The organism is Epilithonimonas pallida, assembly GCF_900182975.1.
Classification (GTDB): Bacteria; Bacteroidota; Bacteroidia; order Flavobacteriales; family Weeksellaceae; genus Epilithonimonas; species Epilithonimonas pallida.
In genome coordinates, this window is sequence record NZ_FXUO01000004.1 from 433,313 (window position 1) to 454,914 (window position 21,602).

The 21,602-nt window shown below is 35.9% G+C and carries 19 protein-coding genes and 1 pseudogene; 12 read left to right on the plus strand and 8 right to left on the minus strand.

The features are described 5' to 3' along the window. Positions 1–74: 74 nt before the first annotated feature. Entirely contained in the window at positions 75–1,928 is a 1,854-nt protein-coding gene (locus tag QOL71_RS10345) for an endonuclease (RefSeq protein WP_283416848.1), read from the plus strand. Positions 1,929–1,974: 46 nt separating this feature from the next. Here QOL71_RS10345 and QOL71_RS10350 read toward each other — a convergent pair whose 3' ends face one another. Further along, complete coding sequence (locus tag QOL71_RS10350; protein ID WP_283416849.1) at positions 1,975–2,673, minus strand: SMUG2 DNA glycosylase family protein; 699 nt, start codon at positions 2,671–2,673, stop codon at positions 1,975–1,977. A 197-nt stretch (positions 2,674–2,870) separates the two neighbouring features. Between QOL71_RS10350 and purC the strand changes: the two genes are divergently transcribed. The 3 genes from purC to QOL71_RS10365 all read left to right on the plus strand — a co-directional run bounded on the left by purC (position 2,871) and on the right by QOL71_RS10365 (position 5,929). Then, the gene (purC, locus tag QOL71_RS10355; RefSeq protein WP_283416850.1) at positions 2,871–3,593 is read left to right on the plus strand and encodes a phosphoribosylaminoimidazolesuccinocarboxamide synthase; all 723 of its coding nucleotides are present in this window, start codon (positions 2,871–2,873) and stop codon (positions 3,591–3,593) included. A gap of 18 nt (positions 3,594–3,611) precedes the next feature. Then, positions 3,612–5,132, plus strand: coding sequence for an amidophosphoribosyltransferase (gene purF / locus QOL71_RS10360; RefSeq protein ID WP_283416851.1), 1,521 nt, complete (start codon positions 3,612–3,614; stop codon positions 5,130–5,132). A gap of 377 nt (positions 5,133–5,509) precedes the next feature. Next, positions 5,510–5,929, plus strand: coding sequence for a nucleoside-diphosphate kinase (locus QOL71_RS10365; RefSeq protein ID WP_283416852.1), 420 nt, complete (start codon positions 5,510–5,512; stop codon positions 5,927–5,929). 148 nt (positions 5,930–6,077) lie between these two features. Here the strand turns inward: QOL71_RS10365 and rpe are convergent, their stop codons facing one another. The 3 genes from rpe to chrP are packed head-to-tail and all read right to left on the minus strand — an operon-like array spanning position 6,078 to position 8,271. Beyond that, positions 6,078–6,728 (minus strand): ribulose-phosphate 3-epimerase, encoded by a 651-nt coding sequence (gene rpe / locus QOL71_RS10370; protein WP_283416853.1) that lies wholly within the window; start codon positions 6,726–6,728, stop codon positions 6,078–6,080. A 9-nt stretch (positions 6,729–6,737) separates the two neighbouring features. After that, positions 6,738–7,193: a DUF4440 domain-containing protein gene (locus QOL71_RS10375; protein WP_283416854.1), complete on the minus strand. Its 456-nt coding sequence runs from the start codon at positions 7,191–7,193 to the stop codon at positions 6,738–6,740. 1 nt (position 7,194) lies between these two features. Next, positions 7,195–8,271, minus strand: a complete 1,077-nt coding sequence (gene chrP / locus QOL71_RS10380; RefSeq protein ID WP_283416855.1) for a chryseobasin maturation metalloprotease ChrP — start codon at positions 8,269–8,271, stop codon at positions 7,195–7,197. Positions 8,272–8,309: 38 nt separating this feature from the next. Between chrP and QOL71_RS10385 the strand changes: the two genes are divergently transcribed. Beyond that, entirely contained in the window at positions 8,310–9,029 is a 720-nt protein-coding gene (locus QOL71_RS10385; RefSeq protein WP_379953609.1) for a DUF4294 domain-containing protein, read from the plus strand. Positions 9,030–9,081: 52 nt separating this feature from the next. Here the strand turns inward: QOL71_RS10385 and lolA1 are convergent, their stop codons facing one another. From lolA1 to QOL71_RS10400, 3 genes are all read right to left on the minus strand, one after another. Next, positions 9,082–9,723, minus strand: a complete 642-nt coding sequence (gene lolA1, locus QOL71_RS10390) for an outer membrane lipoprotein periplasmic chaperone LolA1 (RefSeq protein ID WP_283416856.1) — start codon at positions 9,721–9,723, stop codon at positions 9,082–9,084. A 141-nt stretch (positions 9,724–9,864) separates the two neighbouring features. Continuing rightward, positions 9,865–12,468 carry a T9SS-dependent M36 family metallopeptidase gene (locus QOL71_RS10395; protein WP_283416857.1) on the minus strand — a complete coding sequence of 868 codons (2,604 nt, stop codon included), beginning with the start codon at positions 12,466–12,468 and terminating at the stop codon, positions 9,865–9,867. Positions 12,469–12,610: 142 nt separating this feature from the next. Continuing rightward, complete coding sequence (locus tag QOL71_RS10400) at positions 12,611–12,901, minus strand: putative quinol monooxygenase (RefSeq protein WP_283416858.1); 291 nt, start codon at positions 12,899–12,901, stop codon at positions 12,611–12,613. Between the two features lie 127 nt (positions 12,902–13,028). On the opposite strand from QOL71_RS10400, the gene QOL71_RS10405 reads away from it, so the two are divergent. Beyond that, the gene (locus QOL71_RS10405; RefSeq protein ID WP_283416859.1) at positions 13,029–14,357 is read left to right on the plus strand and encodes a dihydrolipoamide acetyltransferase family protein; all 1,329 of its coding nucleotides are present in this window, start codon (positions 13,029–13,031) and stop codon (positions 14,355–14,357) included. A gap of 88 nt (positions 14,358–14,445) precedes the next feature. Here the strand turns inward: QOL71_RS10405 and prfB are convergent, their stop codons facing one another. Next, entirely contained in the window at positions 14,446–15,558 is a 1,113-nt protein-coding gene (gene prfB / locus QOL71_RS10410) for a peptide chain release factor 2 (protein WP_283416860.1), read from the minus strand. Between the two features lie 552 nt (positions 15,559–16,110). Here prfB and QOL71_RS10415 point away from each other — a divergent pair. The 6 genes and pseudogenes from QOL71_RS10415 to QOL71_RS10440 all read left to right on the plus strand — a co-directional run. Continuing rightward, positions 16,111–16,671 (plus strand): RNA polymerase sigma factor, encoded by a 561-nt coding sequence (locus QOL71_RS10415; RefSeq protein WP_283416861.1) that lies wholly within the window; start codon positions 16,111–16,113, stop codon positions 16,669–16,671. Further along, on the plus strand, positions 16,652–17,365 hold the full coding sequence (locus QOL71_RS10420; protein WP_283416862.1) for a hypothetical protein: 714 nt from the start codon (positions 16,652–16,654) through the stop codon (positions 17,363–17,365). Before QOL71_RS10415 ends, QOL71_RS10420 begins: the two co-directional genes overlap by 20 nt. Positions 17,366–17,372: 7 nt before the next feature. Further along, the gene (locus QOL71_RS10425) at positions 17,373–18,449 is read left to right on the plus strand and encodes a hypothetical protein (RefSeq protein WP_283416863.1); all 1,077 of its coding nucleotides are present in this window, start codon (positions 17,373–17,375) and stop codon (positions 18,447–18,449) included. Positions 18,450–18,557: 108 nt separating this feature from the next. Further along, the gene (locus tag QOL71_RS10430; protein ID WP_283416864.1) at positions 18,558–19,079 is read left to right on the plus strand and encodes an MFS transporter; all 522 of its coding nucleotides are present in this window, start codon (positions 18,558–18,560) and stop codon (positions 19,077–19,079) included. Positions 19,080–19,285: 206 nt separating this feature from the next. Next, positions 19,286–20,467 (plus strand): thiolase family protein, encoded by a 1,182-nt coding sequence (locus QOL71_RS10435; protein ID WP_283416865.1) that lies wholly within the window; start codon positions 19,286–19,288, stop codon positions 20,465–20,467. 375 nt (positions 20,468–20,842) lie between these two features. Further along, positions 20,843–21,508, plus strand: a pseudogene (locus QOL71_RS10440) (MFS transporter); the annotation flags it as partial. Between the last annotated feature and the right edge of the window lie 94 nt (positions 21,509–21,602).

Genomic DNA, 21,602 nt, shown 5'->3' on the forward strand with positions numbered 1-21,602 from the left:
AATCAATTTCAAAATAATAAAAGTTATGTGATAAAAAAATGATACTTTTATCCTCCACTTTTTAAAATTGAGATATGATAAAAAAGTACTTGTTGACATTAGCCATTCTTCCGGTTTTGGGCTACGCTCAAGCACCTGCAGGCTACTATTCCGGAACCGAAGGTCTTTCTGGTTATGCTCTGAAAAGTAAACTTCACGATATTATTTCTAAGAATTACAACTGGCATTATGATGATCTGAAAACTTTGTATGGACAGACGGATATAGATAAGTATTACGATTATGATGCTAGCAATACCACTTATTTATTAGATATCTATTCCAACAATCCAACTGGGACGACGGCATATCATTATACATTGAGTAATATAATCAGCAGTGCCAATGCAGAAGGCCTTGGCTGGAACCGGGAGCATATGATGCCACAAAGTTCTTTTAATAGTGCATATCCGATGTATTCTGATTTGTTTTTTGTTGTTCCCACAGATGCGAGAATTAATCAGTTGAGAAGTAATTTTCCTTACGGGAAAGCAGGTTCAACAGTTTATTATAATTTCACAAATGGTTCAAAACAAGCTTCCAATGGTACACCCGGCGCAATTTATACAGGAAGAGTTTATGAGCCAATTGATGAGTTCAAAGGCGATGTTGCAAGATCACTACTATATTTCGTAGTGAGATATGAGGGGAAATTAGGAGGTTTTAATTACAGTACAAATGCGGATCCGACAAAAGATCAAAACCCACTCAACGGAACAGAAGAAAAAGCTTACGACGACTGGTATATCGCAATGCTGCTTAACTGGCATCAACAAGATCCGGTCTCAGCAAGAGAAATAACCCGCAATAACTCCGTTTATAATATTCAGAAAAACAGAAATCCTTTTATTGATCATCCGGAATGGGTCAATTTGATCTGGAATCAGACACCTGATAACATTCCACCTTCAACGCCATCACAATTATCTATGGAGAGAAATTCGGCTTATTTTGTCAATCTAAAATGGCAGGCGAGTCCGGAATCTGATGTGTTGGGTTACAGGATCTATCAGGATAATGTCTTGATTGGAACTTCAAAAACCAGTTCATTCTCGGCAGACCATTTAACCCCAAATACAACTTATAACTTTACGGTTAAAGCTTATGACACGTCATATCTGGAAAGTGCGCAGAGTAATACGATGAATGTGACAACCTTGGAGTCAGATATATTTGCAAAAGATTTGCAAATAGTTAAATATCTGGAAGGAACCGGAAATAATAAGGCGTTTGAAATTGCCAACAGAACCGGCCACAAAGTCAATCTTAATGGCTACAAGTTGTACATACAGTATAAAGGAACGGTGTATTATTTTGGAGAACCATTTGAATTGGAAGGCGAGATAGAAAACAATCAAAGTTTTGTTGCTATTAATCCTAATGCTAATTTCAGCTGTTTCAATAATCTTAATGCTAAATTTGTAACGGCTGCGCCTTCTCTTACTTTTACAGGTGGGCAATATGTTGATTTATCTTACAAATCATCAACTGTAGATGCAGTTGGTGTTAAAGGTCAGGATAATGCTAATGGTAACAAATCACTTTACAGAAAGCCGGAAATCACTAATCCGACAGCGACTTTTGATATTAATGAATGGACAAGTTATGCATCTGATTATTGTCAAGGTTTGGGCGTTTTGGGAATTAATGATATTACGGATAGAACTTTCGATTTCAATATTTATCCAAATCCGGTTGTTCATCAGCTTTATGTTAATGGGGAAATCAGCAAGGCAAAATCGGCAAAGATCTATGACCTTTCCGGTAAGTTGATAAAAGAAATCAATAATCCTTTTGTTAATCAAAAATCGATTGACGTTCAGTCATTACTTCCAAATACTTACATTTTGAATATCGATGGAAAATCGGTCAAGTTTATTAAAAAATAAATTCATTAAAAAATAAAAAAAGCATTTCAAACCTGAAATGCTTTTTTTATTTGTCAAGATTTTTAAGAGTGAGAATATATTTATCAATATACAATTGCTTTTCTTTCGATTTATATTGCTGAATAAATCTCGGGTGTTCCAGTATTTTTAATTCATCAAATAATTTAGCTTCACAATTTAATTTATGGATGAAATCTGCGTTTTTCTTTCCCAAAACATAAACTTTTGAAGTATCGATACCTAAACTGATATGCTTTTTCAGAGAATCAATCATGAATTGTTTTACCATTTCAAATAAAAACTTGTCATCATAATAATTGGCATTAATCCATTTATTTTCTTTTGTTTTTCTGATGATAGCCAAAGGAAATGGGGAATTGATATAAAAATCCTGATAGAAACTTTTTGCTCCACCATAGGCGTCAATCATATCATACATAAAGACTGAAGAAATCTCGTGTGTGTAAGCGGATTTCATTTCGATTCCGCAAACGTCTTTCAAGCGTTTGGTGTCTGTAAAGGGAATTCCTGTCACACCGGCGCCGTGCCTGCTTGGATTAATTCCGATAATGAATTTCCTCACTTCCGGATCATTATAATATTTGTTATAGAATCGTTGCATCACATCCAAAGTTTCCGGATTGCCCAGATAAGGATTCAAAACCCGGAATCCGTCAGGAAGCAAACCGGGATATTCAAGATGTTGATTGAATTCAATTACTTTTTCACCAAAAGTTTCGGGCATAAATTCGGGAGTCTTGTTTCTATTTCTTACCAAATATAATACCTAATAAAGAATATGAATTAATAGAAATTCACGATTTTATAAATTTTACGAAAAGAAATATAAAATTCGTAAATTTGTGCATAAATCTAATAGTAAAAATTTAAATGGAAATTGTAATTCATTTACGATTTCTGTTTAAAAAAATGAAAGTAATTATGAGTCAAAAGAAAGAAATGCTTTACGAAGGTAAGGCTAAACAGGTTTTTGCTACAGACAAACCTGACGAAGTTGTTGTTCGTTACAAAGATGATGCAACAGCTTTTAACGCACAGAAACGTGGTCAGTTCGATAGAAAAGGCGAATTGAACAATGCGATTTCTACACTGATATTCGGTTATCTTATCGAAAACGGAATCCCCACACACTTTATCGAAAAACTGGATGACAGGGAACAACTGGTGAAAAAAGTGGACATCATTCCACTAGAAATGGTTGTTCGTAACTATGCTGCGGGAAGTATGGCTCAGAGACTGGGTGTGGAAGAAGGTACTAAATCTCCGATGACAATCTTCGATATCTGCTATAAAAAAGATGAACTGGGCGACCCGTTGATTAACGATTATCATGCGGTTTTTTTAGGCGCTGCAACGTTTGAAGAACTGAAGGAGATGTATGCTTTGACGGGTAAAATCAACGAGCTTTTGATTGCTTTGTTTGATAAAATGAATGTGATTCTGGTCGATTTTAAAATCGAATTAGGAAAAACTTCTGACGGTAAGATTGTCTTGGCAGATGAGATTTCTCCGGACACTTGCAGACTTTGGGACAAGGATACGATGAAAAAGCTTGACAAAGACAGATTCCGTAGAGATTTGGGCGAAATCACCGAAGCTTACGTCGAGATTTTTGACAGACTACAAAACGCTTTAGAAAAATAAAATCCGAGAAAATTTATAATGGATTTAGAATTTCAAAAATACAGCACATTGTCAAAATATGCTTTCCAGAACCGTTATCAGGAGTTTGAAGAAACCAAAAATCTTTCCAGGGAAGAATTAGGAGCTTATCCTTTTGATAAGATGGAAGAGGAATGCGGTGTTTTCGGATTGCATTCTACAGAAAATCTGGACACATTTTCTTTGGCACAGTTCGGACTGTTCGCGTTGCAACATCGTGGACAGGAAGCTTGTGGAATTGCGGTCGGAAACAAAGGAAAAATATTTTCTGTAAAAGACGAAGGTCTGGTTCTTGACGTTTTCAAAACGATCGAGGAACCGGAACAATTCATGGGAAGTACTGTTATCGGACATACAAGATACACGACTGCAGGAGATAAAAAGAAATATAATTTTCAACCGTTTTTTGCCAAGAACGAATATGACCAGATCATACTTTCTATTGCGCATAACGGAAATTTGACCAATGCAAAACAGCTTAGAAAAGAATTGGAAGATGAAGGTGTGGTTTTTCGTGCCACTTCTGATACCGAAGTTATCTTGAGATTGATTCAAAAAAATCTAGACCTTGGACTTCGTGGTGCCATTAAAGCAACGATGGAAAAAATCGAAGGTGCTTATTCTGTTGTTGGGATTACAAGAAATAAATTTTTCGCCTTCCGTGATTTCAATGGAATCAGGCCCTTGGTTTTGGGTGCGATTGACGAAAATACATTTGTTGTAGCGTCAGAGACTTGTGCTTTGGATGGAGTAGGGGCGCAATATGTACGTGATATTTTGCCAGGCGAGATTGTTTATACCAGTGATAATGAGGATGGACTGCAATCTTATCTCGTAAAGGACGATTGTGTCAACAAAATCTGCGCTTTTGAATATATCTATTTTGCAAGACCGGATTCTACTTTGGAAGGGATTAATGTTCATGAAGTTCGTGAAAAATCGGGAATGAAAATTTGGGAGCAGGCACCTGTAGATGCAGATATCGTGATTGGTGTTCCGGATTCCGGAGTTCCTGCTGCGATTGGTTTTTCTAAAGCCTCGGGCATTCCTTTCAGGCCGGTTTTGATTAAGAACCGATACATTGGGCGTTCGTTCATTATTCCGTCTCAGGAGATGAGGGAACATTTTGTCAACCTGAAACTCAACCCGATTATTTCCGAAATGAAGGATAAGAGAGTGGTGATTATCGACGATTCAATCGTCCGAGGAACCACTTCTAAACGTCTGGTCAAGATTCTGAAAAATGCCGGTGTGAAGGAGATTCATTTTAGAAGTGTGTCGCCTCCGATTGTTGCACCTTGCTTTTTAGGAATTGATACGCCAACAAAAGATGACTTAATTTCTGCCAATATGACCAAAGACGAACTCAAAGATTATCTTGCTGTGGACAGCCTGGAGTTTTTGAGTGTCGATAATTTGATTGATATTTTAGGGTCACCTAACCATTGTTTTGGATGCTTCACAGAGAAATATCCTGTGAAAAATCCGGATGAATTAGCGTTTGTAGACCAAGGCGATTAAAAAGTAGGCAACTTTTAATCTGTTCTTTGTTGCTATTATGAGACTTTCTAAGAATACCATACCGGGCTGTCGTATGACTTGCTGATTGATCGTGTGATAAAAATCAAGCTGATAAGAATCAACTAATTATGATAAAACCGCCAAAAACATGTTTTTGGCGGTTTTTTATAATGTTATAGCCATAATAAAATAAAAACCCCAACCGAAGTTGGGGTAAAAACTAATAACCATGAAAACTCAAATTAAACATGAGAATCGAAAATAATGTTACAAATACTGTGCCAAAAAAAACGACTCTTTGAAAAAGAATTTCCGTTTGCAAACATAAGCAAAAATTATTGTAAGTTTGCAACTCTTTAAAAAAAAAATAATAAGAAATGTCAGGAAAAATCACTTTCACCATGATTAAGCCAGATGCGGTTGCAGATGGACACATTGGTGCGATTCTTGGAAAAATCAGCGAAGCTGGTTTTAAAATTAAAGCATTGAAGCTAACTCAATTGACTGTAGCTGATGCAAAAAAATTCTACGAAGTACACGCCGAAAGACCTTTCTATGGAGAATTGGTAGAATTTATGTCTTCCGGTCCTATCGTAGCAGCGGTTCTTGAAAAAGAAAATGCGGTAGAAGATTTCAGAACTGTAATTGGTTCTACAAATCCTGCTGAAGCAGCTGAAGGAACTATCAGAAAACTTTTCGCAAGAAGCATTGGCGAAAATGCTGTTCACGGTTCTGATTCTGATGAGAACGCTCTTATCGAAGCGCAATTCCACTTTTCAGGGAGAGAGATTTTCTAATTTCTTCTGAAATTAAATATAAAATAGGCTATCAAATTTGATAGCCTATTTTTTTGTGATATTATCATTAGCCCCAATAGTAGCGGCATCCTTTTTTGCAATGGAAAAGCCTTGGCAAAAAGATATAGCGGATAGCGGGATTAAGCTCCTAAATTTTCAAAAGTTCAATGGTTTTCTCCGGATTGTCTGAAGAAAAAACGGCGTTTCCTGCAACCAGAACATCTGCGCCTACTTCAAAAAGCCTGGATGCGTTGTCCAAATTAACACCGCCATCAATCTGAATCAATGCGGTAGAATTGTTACTCAATATCAAATCTTTGGTTTCACTGATCTTTTTGTATGTATTCTGGATGAATTTTTGTCCTCCAAATCCCGGGTTCACACTCATCAATAAAACCAAATCGACATCCGCAATAATGTCCTCTAACATCAAAACAGGTGTTGCCGGATTGAGAACTACGCCTGCTTTTGCACCTTTGTCCTGGATCTGATGAATGGTTCTGTGAAGATGAGTACAGGCTTCAAAATGTACAGAAACCAGATCTGCACCATATTCTATGAACTCTTCAACATATTTTTCAGGTTCCACAATCATCAGGTGGACATCAATAAATTTTTTTGCGTGCTGCTGAACGGTTTTCATCACGGGAAATCCAAAAGAGATGTTCGGGACAAAACGTCCGTCCATAACATCAACGTGAAACCAGTCTGCCTGGGAATGATTAAGCATCTCTATATCTCTCTGTAGATTTCCGAAATCTGCAGAAAGAAGCGAAGGTGCTATTAGTTTGTTTTTCATTTTTACGATTTATTTAAAATATTTTTTGCCAACTTCTTCTGAGCAATCGTTTCCGGTATCTAAAATCAATTTCCATTGACCAACATTATTTTTCTTCCAGATACTGATGTAATGTGAATAGCTAATTTTAGTTTTCCCTGCTTCTTCAACCGTAATCTTTCCAATACCATAGGTGTATCCCAGATCTTCGGATTGTGACACTTCTGCTTTGAGAGGAACCCATTCCAAGCTTTTCAAACCAGCATAACTGTTCAGGATTTTAACTCTATCTGTTAATACATCTTTATTGAATGGAAATGTAGTTGGATTATCCGCTAGATATTCATCAAAAGCTGCTTTAATTCCTTTTTCAATTGATAGTTTTGCTAATGTTTTATCGGTTTCTAAAAGTTCTTTTTCGCTTTGAGTTTGTGAAAATGCAATCAGAGAAGAAAAAATCGCGAATGTTATGAAAAACTTTTTCATGTTAATGGTATTTTAGTTTCATAGCAGGCTCGATTTTCAGAAGACTTTCATAAATTAATTTGATGACATTATAGACATCTTCTTTCGAAACCATTTCCACAGTTGTATGCATGTATCGCAAAGGTAAAGAAATCAAGGCACTTGGTACGCCTCCGTTTGAGTGGGCAAATGCATCGGTGTCTGTTCCTGTTGCCCTGCTTGCGGCTGCTCTTTGAAAAGGGATTTCTTTGGACTTTGCTGTGTCGATAATCAGTTCTCTAATGGTATGATGAACGCTCGGTGCAAAGAAAATCACAGGTCCGTTTCCACATTTTTGGTCACCTTCTTTTTTCTTTTCGATCATTGGTGTTGTTGTGTCATGTGTCACATCTGTCACGATGGCAATATTTGGTTTGATCGTGTCGGCAATCATATCCGCGCCATAAAGTCCGACTTCTTCCTGTACAGAATTGGTAATGTATAATCCAAAAGGCAGTTTGTTTTCGTTTTCTTTCAAAAGTCTCGCAACTTCAGCAATCATAAACCCACCGATTCTATTATCAAGAGCGCGACAAACGAAATATCTGTCATTCAGTTCAAAAAATTCGTCGGGATAAGTTATCATACATCCAACAAAAATCCCTAATTCTTCAACTTCCTTTTTTGAAGTTGCACCGCAATCAATAAAGATATTGTCTATTTTAGGGGTTGGTTCGTTTTGATTGGCACTTCTTGTATGGATTGCCGGCCAGCCGAAAACGCCTTTCACAATGCCTTTTTCGCTGTGGATGTTTACTACTTTGGAAGGTGCTATGGTTTGATCAGAGCCTCCGTTTCTTATCACATAGATTAATCCATCATCTGTAATATAATTGACGTACCAACTGATTTCGTCGGCATGAGCTTCGATCACTACTTTGAATTCTGCTTCAGGATTAATAATTCCATAGGCTGTACCATAATTGTCAACTTCAATTTTATCAACATAGGGCTTGATGTAATCCATCCATATTCTTTGTCCGTTATGTTCGTACCCTGTTGGCGAAGCGGTATTTAAATATTGTTCTAAAAACTTAATTGATTTCTTTTCAAACTTCATATAAAGGAATGATTTTTGATGTAAATTTACGCTGATTTATGAAAGTAAAAGTAATGATTTTTGATAAATTGATTCCGATTCTTTTTCTGTTTATTGGAGTATATTGTTTTTCACAACAAGATACGATTCAGGTAAAATCTTTTGATGACATACCGAAAAGTAAATTACAGAAGGATGAATATGGAAATGAGTATTACTATGACGAAGTTCAAAAAGCAAAAATATATAAGATAAACGGAGAACAGGTGATTGTAATGGATGAGCTGACTTTGAGGGCTAACCCACATTTTAATAATCAACTGGACAGGAATTTTTATTTTTTTCTAAATAAGAAGCTGAATCGTGTTTACCCGCTATTTCTTGATGCGTTAGAACAGTATAGGGCTATTCAGAAAGAAAGCGCTAATATGAAAGGTGCAGAAAGAAGTAGATATATGAAACAGAGACAAACTGAATTAGCTGCAAGTTATGAGAAGCAGCTAAGAGCGCTAACGACAACGGAAGGTCAGGTTTTTGCAAAATTAATGAGTAGGGCAACCGGCAAAACAGTTTATGAAATCATCAAAGAACTGAGAGGTGGCTGGAGTGCTTTCTGGTGGAATGTAAAAGGAAATATTGCTGATGTTAGCCTAAAAACACCTTACGATCCGCATAAATACAGAGATGATCTTTTTATTGAATCTTTGCTGCAATCTAACTGGAACTTAGGTTACCTACAACCTTATCCTGGCGCAAACGAATATAAAGTTAATAAATAAAAGAGCATTAGAAATTTCTAATGCTCTTTTTCTATTTTAATTAATCATTAACTTATAATTCAGTAATCAAGTAATTTTGATATTTTGATTTGTCGAAGCTAAACAAATTGGCAGGTAAGTTTTGGTTTTCTTTATAATTATTAATTGTGATAATTGCAATATCATTATTCGTTGAAACCTGTTCGAGCTTGATCAGCTTTTTTTGAGGTGTATTGACATATAGAGTAACAGTTTTCAGTCCATTGCTTTTAACCGGTGTCATTTTGATTACATCTACAGGAATTCCACTGATTGTCTTTTTACCGGAATAGGATACATTGTATTCGTTTTTGTATGAATCCAGATAACTTAAAGGTGAAAAATGAGCCTGATTATCGTTTGGCTTCGATATCGTTATTTCCTTATCTTCATCATTAATATTATAAACCTTATTTCCGTCAAAAATCTGTTCTACACCCATGATTTTCAACTTGTACTTATTATTGTCAGAATAAAAAATCCCTGTTTGGTTTTGAGTCACTTTTGAAGCTCCTGTTCCATAAGAAAACTTGAAATAGGAATTTTTTTTGCTTTTATAATTTTTTGTAATATCATCCAAAATAGTTTTTGACCTACTGTCAATAGATTGAGAATAGGCAATAAAACTACTTCCGATAAAGCTTAAAGTCAATAATGTCTTTAAATAATTTTTCATTTACTAATCAGATTAAATTTTGAACAAAGGTAGTTTTTCAATATTGATGCCAATAATCCTTGGATATAAAATTTTGTTAAACATTTTATTACAAAAAAAACCTTCTCATTTGAGAAGGTCTTATTTTTATGTAATTGTATTTTATTCTACAATCAGTTTTTCGGTATTAGATTTTCCGTTTTCGGTAACTACAACAAGGTATGTTCCTTTGATTAGTCCTTTTGTTGAGATAGAATCTGAACTGTTTTTCTTTCTTTCAATAGATTTAACCAATTTTCCATTCAAGTCAAGAACTTCTACTTTAATTGTCGCATTACCAACAGTTGGTGCGGTTTTGATAAAGAATTCTCCTTTTGCAGGATTTGGATAGATACCAAAAGCTTTATTTTTAGCTATATCTTCTGTTGCAAGAATACAAGCTTCAGGAACATTAAATCCGTTGACTTGATCTGTAATGCTGCTTGAACTTCCGGCAGATGCGTTAACGCCTAATCCTCTTCTGGCAAATACATTCCAGATAAGACAGTTGTCTGCACCTCCAGCTAACTGGTCTGCTTGTAGAATAGCATCTCTACCGGAAATGAAACCAGGATTGCAAGGCTGCAATTTAAGCCCATCCATAACCAACTGTAGAACTTTTGCGCTACCTGAATTCGGATCAGCTGTTACATCAGAATTGTAGCCATATTTTTCAGCCATTTTCCAATGAAGATCCCAAAGCATGGTTGCCCAGATTTCACCTATCGCATGAACTTGTCCTCCTGTAGAATTGGTATCAGCATAAGTGTGAGGATTGATGCTCATATTTGGACTGTATTTATATTGTCTGATTCCTCCAGATGTTGTAGAAGAGTTAGTTGAATAAGTACCTATTCCTCTAGGAACATCCGCTGTAGCATTAGGAGAATTTGTTAGCATTAAAGCGAAAAAGTCAGACCATCCTTCTCCCATTTGCTCCAAGCTTGTTAAGCAGCTGTAACCTTGTCCTGTAAGTCTATTGGAAATACCGTGACCATATTCATGGATCATTACTCCATTGTCAAAACTGGAGTTTTTATAACCAACACCCAGATCTTTCAAGCTAACATTTACAGTTCGGCTGGCAGCAATTTCAGAAGTGATGAAGTTACCTTCATCTCTAGGAATCATAACCATTGGAATATTAATGCCACTACCACTAGCAAGTGTCCAGTCAGCAACCGAGTTAGATGAAGTCCTATGAAGTAAAACTCCTATTGCTCCCGCTGCTTGAGCATTTTTAATTTTAACATCATTTGTACATCCGGAAATAGTAATCAGGGCAATTTTGCCCGTAAGACTTTCAGGAATGGTTGAACAACCGTTAATTACTGACGGGATAATTACATCACCTGTAACTGGGGTTGCCATTAGGTATCTTCCACCTCCTGTTTGATAAGAACCGACAGCTGTGTTCACGGCAGGTCTGGTTGCAAGGACAGGATCTGTATAAAATAATCTTTGTTGGAAAGTGACACCATAATCCCAAAGATACATTTGCATTCTTGGTGCAGACACTATCCAGTTTCCGACACCATTCAGAATTTCTGAACCAGAAGCAAAGTTAGCATTGTTATAGCCACTTCCGTCAAAAGCTTCGGCACGGACAGCATCACCTTGTCCGCCACCTTTTCCAAAATTATTAGTTTGGAAGTTTCTGCTGGTTTCTGTAAACCCGAATTTGTAGAAGATATCGTGAACCATATTATTTGCATAAAATAAGCTGGTTAAAGCAGAGTTAGTATTGTCATAAGCACTTAATGTTGAACTTTCTGCAAAAGGAAAATCAAAAGTAAGTGATCCTGTCGTTGTACTTTGTGGAGAAAATCCATTGATGTTATTGCTTGCGGTATTGTCCATATATGCAAAAACATTATTTCCTCTTGTATTAGTGTAATTTGTAGTACCGTCAGAGTGCCAGCCTTCCGGAGAAGCTGTAAGGTCCCAAGGATTTGTTACAAGAGTCCTTGTTCCAAAAGTTGGAGCTTCTATAGGGAAACGAAATACGTTATAAGTTGCATTAGTGACAGCCTTAAATTGATTTTTATCTGTAATTGAAGTATTAAAATGGTTTAATAAATGATGATTTGTATTTTCGGTAGTTTCATTCGTGAAATGATTTCTATCAAATGAACATTCATCTATCATTTTGTTTTTTTCCAAAATCTCTCCGTCGGTAAGGCTTACCAGAACTCCATAAAACTTATTTTCTTTGCTTTGATTAATGAAAAATAGTTGAGATGGGATAAGGCTGTTGTTTCTTTCATAATAAAAACGGATGCTTGCCACTTTATTATCAGGCAAATTGATCAAGTCACCACTCTTGTCATCCATCAGCTCGAAGCCCGAATCTTTTATATCCAAAGATCTTAGAGCGGTGGAAAAGGCTTCCGATTTATCAATTTTGTCGGCAACTATACTGTTGTTTCCTATTTGCCTGAAATTGTTATTGAAAGAAATAACTTTTCCTTCTCTGATAACAGCTTTAGCCAAAGATTTATAAATAGGAGTGTCATTATAATATTGCTGAATATTAACTATATCAGATTTTAAACTAGCCGATTTGTCCTCATTTTGAATTCTGAAATCTACTGCCGTATTGTTACGAAAGCTAACATCAGTCTTGATGAAATTTCTAATGATCTTGTCACTGGATTGCGCATTAAGATTCGCAAATAAAAAGAAAACGCCTATTCCTGTGGATTTAGTAAGTTGATTTATTTTCATATTTAAAATTTATTATTTTTATTACAACTAAAGATTAGCAAAAATATTGAAAATATTCTTATTTTATAAATAAAACACAAATAAAATCCGATAGATTGAATATTTGTTAATTTTTTAAGTTGATATTTGTTAATTTTTTAAATTAAAAAAGTTTGTTTCCAACATAAACTTTGTTGGCACTTTCTAACAGAGGTGCAATATTTTCACGGAATATCATCATATGATCAGAAACCTGATGGTGATGAAGATCCTCATTGGTTTCCCAGTTTTCATGAATGAAAAACACACCTTTATTCCTATTGTCTTCAAAGAGATCGTACTGCACGCAACCCTTTTCTTTACGGGTTTCTATTACCAGTTTTTTTAATAATTCGATAGCATCCATTATAGAGTTTTCTTTGATGTGGATGATGGCACTTAAGTAGATATTCATTGTATAATTCTAAAACATTTTGATTAACAAATTTATAAAAAATAGACCCTCATAAATTTTAAAAAAATAGAATTATATAATTAATAAAAAAAAATGTACTTTTGGAAAAATTCAAAAAACCAAAAAAATGGCAGAATATAAACTATTGCTCCCGAGTATGGGCGAAGGGGTTATGGAAGCAACAATTATCAGCTGGCTGTTTAATGAAGGCGATTTTATAAAAGAAGACGAATCTGTAGTGGAGATTGCAACGGACAAGGTAGATTCTGATGTTCCGACTCCTGTTTCCGGAAAAATCATCAAAATTCTTAAGCAGAAAGACGAAGTTGCTAAAATTGGTGAAGCCATTGCGATTTTGGAAACAGAAGGCGGTTCTGGGGATTCTGAAGCACCTGAACCCAAATCTTATGAAGAAGTGAAAGATCAAATTGTTCAGCCTGAGCCGGAAGTGGTAAAAACTCTTGAACAGCCTTTATCCAATCATTCTGACTCATTCAATCATCAAAATTCAGATTTATATCTGTCGCCCTTGGTAAAATCTGTTGTTCAGCAGGAGAATATCTCTGAATCTGAACTTAAAACGATAAAAGGAAGTGGATTAGAAGGAAGGATTACAAAAGAAGATATTCTTGGATTTGTGAAAAATAGAGCGACAGTTCAAACATCGCCTGCTCAACAAACTATTTCTCTACCGGTTTCTGAGGTTAAATCTCCACCTGCTCCAGCCCAGCCAATCAGTGTAAATGATGGCGATGAGATTATCCAAATGGACCGTGTTCGCAAAATCATTGCAGATGCAATGGTGAACAGCAAGCATACTTCGCCGCACGTTACTTCATTCATCGAGACTGATGTAACCAATGTTGTGACCTGGAGAAACGCCAACAAAAATTCTTACCACAAGAGAGATGGTGAAAAACTGACATTTATGCCGATTTTCATTCGTGCGGTTGTGAAAGCGATTCAGGATTTCCCAATGATTAATGTGTCTGTTGATGGCGACAAAATTATCAAAAAGAAAAACATCAATATAGGAATGGCAACGGCGCTTCCGGACGGAAACCTGATTGTTCCTGTTATCAAAAATGCAGACCAGTTGAGTTTGTCAGGATTGGCAAAAGCAATTAATGATTTGGCTTACAGAGCAAGAAATAAAAAACTGACACCAGCTGATACACAGGGTGCAACTTATACGATTTCTAATGTCGGAACTTTTGGAAACCTTATGGGAACGCCGATTATTCCACAACCTCAGGTAGCGATTTTGGCGGTTGGAGCAATTGTAAAAAAGCCTGCAGTTATCGAAACTGAGTTTGGAGATGTGATTGCAATCCGTCAGAAGATGTTTATGTCACATTCTTATGACCATAGAGTAGTGGACGGTAGCTTAGGCGGGATGTTCCTGAAACACGTCAACGATTATCTCGAAAATTGGGATCTCAATACAGAAATATAAAATCAAAGCCTCAGAATATTCTGAGGCTTAATTTTTTAAAGACTTTCCAAATTCCCAGATTTGCTGAATCTGCGAGAATTCAAGTTTACTACAACTCATCTAATTCATCTGCAGAACCTTGTCCTTCATTCATCAGGTAAGCTTTCAGGAAAGGTGTCAGGTTCCCATTCATTACGCTGTCCACATCAGACGTTTCGTATCCGGAACGAACATCTTTTACCAATTTGTAAGGATGCATCACGTAATTTCGGATTTGAGAACCCCATTCGATTTTCATTTTTCCGGCTTCGATTTCGTTTCTGGCTTTCATTCGTTCTTCGAGTTCGATTTCATAAAGTCTGGAACGTAGAAGTTGCATTGCTTTTTCCTTGTTCTGAAGCTGAGAACGCGATTCTGAGTTTTCAATGATAATTCCAGTTGGTGCGTGACGAAGACGGACCGCAGTTTCCACCTTGTTTACGTTTTGTCCACCAGCACCGGAACTTCGCATGGTTTCGAAACTAATATCAGCAGGGTTGATGTTGATTTCAATCGTGTCATCAACCAAAGGGTAAACATAAACAGAAACGAAACTCGTATGACGCTTAGCATTACTGTCAAATGGTGAAATTCTCACCAATCGGTGAACGCCATTTTCACCTTTCAGATAACCGAAAGCAAACTCGCCTTCGATTTCTAAAGTTACCGTTTTTACGCCGGCAACATCGCCTTCCTGGAAATTCAGTTCACGGATTTTGTAGCCTTGTTTGTCTGCCCACATTGTGTACATACGCATGAGCATACTGGCCCAGTCGCAGGATTCTGTTCCGCCGGCTCCGGCTGTGATCTGAAGAACCGCAGATAATTCGTCGCCTTCGTTGGACAACATATTTTTGAATTCCAGATTCTCTACTTTTTCCACCAACTCAGGAAAAGATTCGTCTAATTCTTTTTCTGATTCGGGGTCTTCTTTTGCGAATTCTAAAAGAACCTGTAAATCTTCAAACTGAGCATTGATTTCCTCATAACTTTCCACCCATTTTTTCTTGGAACGGAGTTGTTTGAGGAATACTTCGGCTTCTTTTGGTTTTTCCCAGAATTCCGGAGCGGCAGTTTTTTCGTCATCATTAGAAATCTCGATTTTCTTTTTCTCGATGCCGAGAAATTTGTGAAGGTCTTCTATTCTGGATTGTATATCTTTTATTTGGTCTGTGTTTACCACGTTTGTTTTAATTTTTGCAAAAATAAGGAGAAAATAATGAATACTGATGATTCGTATTTAATTCAAAAATTTTAACACAAAGGTCACGAAGTTTTTTTTATCTAATTGAAAATATTTTAGGTTTCACAAAGTCGCTTTGCTTAGCAAAGAATCTTTTTTTACAATATTATGATGTTGCGTGTTATGATTGGCGAAACTTTATTTCTTGCGAAGCTGCAATAGGGATAGTAGTGGAAATCCTTTTTTGTGGCTTGAAAAATTTAATCAAAAGCTGGAAACGTGTTCCACAAAAAAGATTGTAGCGGATAGCCCGACCCGAGCTATGGCTTCAGGAAGGCGAGGGGATTGCCATAATTTAAATTTATTTCTCGCTGATTTTTACAGATTGAGCTCATTTTGTTTTATATAATCTGCGAAATCAGAAAAAACCTGCAAGAGTTTATTTTAAATTTATTTTATTGATAATCAGTTATTTTTAAATTTATTTTTATTTATTTTAAAAATTGAGGCAACCATTTCGGATTTTTGTCGTCTTATAGTCAGAAAGAGAAAATGAAACAAGATTTACAACATATCTTTTCCAAAGCAAAGAAAAATGACCGGCTGGCTCAAAAGAGTTTGTTTGAGATGTTTTCTGGGAAAATGTTGTCGGTTGCTAATTCTTATATCAACAATGTGGATGATGCGGAAGACGTTCTGATGAATGCTTTTTATAAAGCCTTTACCAAGATTGAAGATTGTAAAAATTACGAATCGTTTCCGTTTTGGCTGAGAAAAATAGTGGTGAATGATGCCATTACTTTCGTCCGAAAAAATAAACATGTTCTGTACGCGGAAACCGAATTTACGGATGCGATTGCAGACCAGAGGGAAGATGTTTCAGAACTTTCTCAGGATATAGATTTGGAAATTGTCTTCAAAGAAATGCCGGTTGGTTATAAACTGGTTTTTAACCTTGCTGTTTTTGAAGAAAAGAAACATCAGGAGATTGCGGAAATCCTCAATATCTCAGAAGGTACCAGCAAAAGCCAGCTAAGCAAAGCAAAAAAATGGCTGCAAGATTATTTTAATCAACAACAAAACACTAAACAAAATGCAGAGTCTGAAATCTAAATATGAACAACAGGAAATGAAAGTTTCCGAAGGTTTTTGGGACAGATTGGAAGAGAAACTGGACCAATCTCCTGCAAAAAAAGAAAAGCCAAACATGATTTGGTTGAGATATGCTGCGGCTGTTATTTTCTTATTTGGTTTGGGAGGAATTCTATGGATGACTAACAATAAAGCTGAAGTTAATGGTGATCAACAGTTTGCCAGCCAATCAGAAAATGAAAAATCAATTCCGGCTTCAGTTAAAAAGTCAGAAAATGTAGAGGCTGTGAAATCAAATCCTCTTAATCCTATTTTGGATTCTGATAATCAAAAATTTGCTTTTAAGAATGAAGATTCTTCGACTAGGTTTACATTGAACGAAGTGGAAACGCCCAGAATGAAAAATTCAATTAGTAAAGAAAAACTTGCTTCAAATCAAATTCCGGATATAAAAAAAGAAGAACCTCAAATTGTTTCTAAACCAGAAGAGCAATTGGCTCACACGGACATTCAAAAACCAAGAGAAAAAGTAAAATATGTGTCATCGTCTGACCTACTTTTCGGAGTAGAAATTGACAAAGCTAAAACGGAAACACCAAAATCTGCAATGGGAATCAATACGCTGAAAAAAAATGACTCTGATTTTCCTAACCCAAAACGTATCAAACTCTTTGGAATTACACTTTACGAAAAAGATTCTATATCAACTAAATAATTAAACTATGAAGTTCAAAATTCTACTTTTAGCAATGCTTTCAAGCTTTGCTACAGCACAGACTACGCTTGATAATCAAATGAAATCTTACACTGATAAGGTCAATTCAATCGTATCGACAGAGAAAGCGAATATGAAAGCAGAAACGGATAAAATTGATGAAGCTTTCAGTTCTGGAAAAATTACAAAAGCTGAGCAAATTGCTCAAAAAGAAACGGTTTCCAAACGATATGAAACTATTATCAATGATAAAATTGAAAATGAACGTCAGCAGTTGGAGGAGATTACTAAAAGCGCTGTTAAAAATTCGGTTTACAATAGTGATACAATCAGAAATAAAAATGTGATGGTTTTTAAGAATTCCGGTGTATCCATCAACATCAGAAAGGATAAAAAACAACCTACAGAATATATCAATACAAGCACTATCAGCGTGGGCTATGCATTTACAAACCTTACTAAGGATAAAGGTAGTTTCAATCCTTTTGAAAATGATTCGGAAATGAGGATCGGGAACTCACATAGTGTGGAAGTGCAATTCAGGCAAGATAAGCAACTTGGAAGTTTCACAAGTCCCTGGATTCTAAGATACGGATTAGCTTACAGAACTGATACCTATATGCCGAAACGTCCGCAGGTTTTTGTTCAGGAAAATTCGCAATTGTTTCTTGAGAATTTTGAAGAAGGCAGATTGAAACGTTCCAAATTGAGAAATGTTTATTTGACCTTGCCAATAGAATTTCAGCTTTATCTTAATCCTAAATACACCGAGTATGACGGGAAACAATATCTGGATGTGAGAAAAAAAATGTGGAAAATCGGCGTAGGTGCTTATGCAGGAATCAACACCAGAAGCATTGTAAAAGTGAAATATTATGATGAAGGCAGTAAATTCCAAAAGTACGATTACACTTTGGATGACGGTGTGAATGCTTTCTTGTTTGGTGGGAAATTCAGTCTGGGTTATGGTGGCGTTAACTTATTTATCAAAAAAGATTTCACTCCAATTTTCAATAGCAAAGCTAATCTACCAAATAAAAACGGAATCCAAATCGGAATCGAAATTGCCAATATTGATTTTTAAAACTATAAATTTTTCATAGAACATTCTTATACACTATTTTCTTATTATCGAAACACATCTTTTGTAGGTGTGTTTTTTTTTATTTACATTGGCGAATAAGAATTAAGAATGAAAAATTTACAGTTAATCGGTTTGTTTCTGGTTGTGGTAGGCAGTTTTTTGCCGTTGGTTCATATTCCAATTGTTGGAAACTGGAACTATTGGAAAGTCGATCATACACTTGCGATTGCAGTTTGGGGATTTTCTTTATTAATGCTGGTTTTCATTCTAATTAACAAAAATAAATTCGTGAAAATAATGACATTCTTAATGATTTTGCTTTTTGTTTTCACAATTGTTGCTATTAAATTAAAATCTTTGGATTATTTCAGCTTTTTACCCTTCAAATCCTGGCAATCTACATTTGCAGGAATTGTAAAATTGTCGTGGGGCTGGCTCATCGAATTTTTAGGAGTTGCTTTAATTTTAATAGCATCAAGAAAAAATAGATTTGAACCACAAAGGCTCAAGATTAGCACAAAGAGCACAACTAACTTTAGAATTAATGAAGGACATTGTGAACTTAGAGAAAAAGACTTTGTGACCTTGTTTAAAAAAGTTGAACCACAAGAGCTCAAAGAGCACAACTAACTTTAGAACTAATGAAAGGAGATTGTGAACTTAGTGAAAAAGACTTTGTAACCTTGTTTAAAAAATTGAACCACAGAGGCTCAAAAATTAGCACAAAAAGCACAACTAACTTTAGAATTAATGAAAGGACATTGTGAACTTAGTGAAAAATCTTAGTGAACCTTGTGTTTTAAAAAAAAATATCAATACAAAAAATTAAAAATATTATGAAAGAAGTATTCATTGTATCAGCGGTCAGAACACCAATGGGAAGTTTTATGGGAAGCTTATCAGGCATTCCTGCAACACAATTGGGAACGGCTGCGGTAAAAGGAGCTTTAGACAAAATCAATCTTGACCCTGCTTTGGTTCAGGAAATTTATATGGGGAACGTTTTGCAGGCTGGTGAAGGACAAGCACCGGCAAGACAAGTCGCTTTGGGCGCAGGTTTATCTAATCATACACCTTCTACAACTATCAATAAAGTTTGCGCTTCCGGAATGAAAGCCGTAACAATGGCAGCTCAGGCAATTAAAGCAGGCGATGTGGATGTTATTGTTGCTGGAGGAATGGAAAATATGTCAAGTGTTCCTCATTATTTGGATGGGAGAAACGGCGTGAAATTGGGCGAAATCAAAATGCAGGACGGACTTTTGAAAGACGGCTTGACGGATGTTTACAACAAAGTTCATATGGGTGTTTGTGCGGAACTATGCGCAAAAGAAAATGATATTACAAGAGAAGAACAGGATGCTTTTGCTATTCAATCTTACAAAAGATCGGCTGCAGCTTGGGAAGCCGGCAAATTTGCAGATGAGGTTGTTCCTGTAAGTATTCCACAAAGAAAAGGAGAACCAATTGTTTTCTCAGAAGATGAAGAATATAAAGCAGTTAAATTCGATAAAATCCCAACGTTGCCAACTGTTTTCCAAAAAGAAAACGGAACAGTAACCGCAGCTAATGCTTCAACCTTAAATGACGGTGCTTCTGCTTTGATTCTGATGTCAAAAGAAAAAATGGAAGAATTAGGATTGAAACCATTAGCTAAAATTATCTCTTATGCCGATGCAGCGGTTGAGCCGGAAAGATTCACAACGGCACCTTCTAAAGCTTTACCAATTGCTCTTAAAAAAGCAAACCTAACCAAAGATGATATTGATTTCTTTGAGTTCAATGAAGCGTTTTCGGTTGTAGGTTTAGCAAATAATAAAATACTTGGTTTGGATGATTCTAAAGTGAATGTGAACGGTGGAGCAGTGTCTCTTGGACATCCACTGGGAAGTTCGGGTTCCAGAATTATTGTTACCTTAATCAATGTTTTGAAACAGAATAACGGAAAATACGGTGCAGCTGCAATCTGTAATGGTGGCGGTGGCGCAACGGCGATTGTTATCGAGAATTTGCAATAATAATTTTGAAATATAATTTTAAGAACCCTTTCAGAGTTTCAAACTCTGAAAGGGTTTTGAGTTTGTAATTTACTAGGTCGACCTATCTGTTTTGTAGCTTAACTTATACTTTTTTTAGGCTGACCTACATAATTGTTAAGTCCGCCTATCTATTTTTTAGGTAAAGCTATACTTTTTGTAGGTCGGCCTATACTTTTCATAGGCTGACCTGTCTTTTCAACAGATCGAGCTGAGATTAAGGCAGGCCTCCCTAAAGATTTGCAAGCCGGACTTTACTTCAAACCAGTTGTAACTTTAAACTTGAAACAAATAAAACCATTAATTAATCATTTTATTTAATGGTTTTTTTATTTTTGTCTAAATAATATATTTCCAATGTCAGAAATAGAAACAACGACCACAGAAAACTCGATCAAGAATAACCCGAAAATAATGCGTGCCTGGGCATTGTACGATTGGGCCAACTCGGTTTATTCGCTGGTGATTACATCGACGATTTTCCCGATTTATTATACAATACTTACAACGGCTTACAACAAAAAAGAATTTGTTGCTTCAGCAAATGAATATCAGGAAGTACCCGTTCGTAATTTGATAAAAATTTTTGGAGAAAGCTATGAACCGGATGCCATTCTTAGTTTTTCATATGCAATTTCATTCTTTTTGGTGGTTTTATTATCTCCATTTTTATCATCTTTAGCAGATACTATTGGGAATAAAAAATCATTTTTACAGTTTTTCTGTTATCTGGGAGCAACATCGTGTATGGGATTGGCGATGTTCACAGGGATGAACAATATTTTCCTCGGTCTGTTGTTCAGTATTACTGCAAGTGTAGGTTTTTGGGGAAGTTTGGTGTTTTATAATTCTTTTTTGCCCGATATCGCAACTCAAGACAAACAAGATGCGCTCTCTGCAAAAGGTTACATTTATGGTTATATCGGTTCAGTATTACTGCTCATTATCTGTTTGTATTTAATTCAAGGTATTACAGATGACCCAAAAAAACAAAATATTCTTATTAGAGTTAGTTTTTTATTAATAGCTAAGTTTTCGTTGCGTGCGAAGCACGAACAATGAAAACCCTGTTGAACGGAAGCTTCGGGAGCTTTTTTCAACATTATGGGTTTACCGA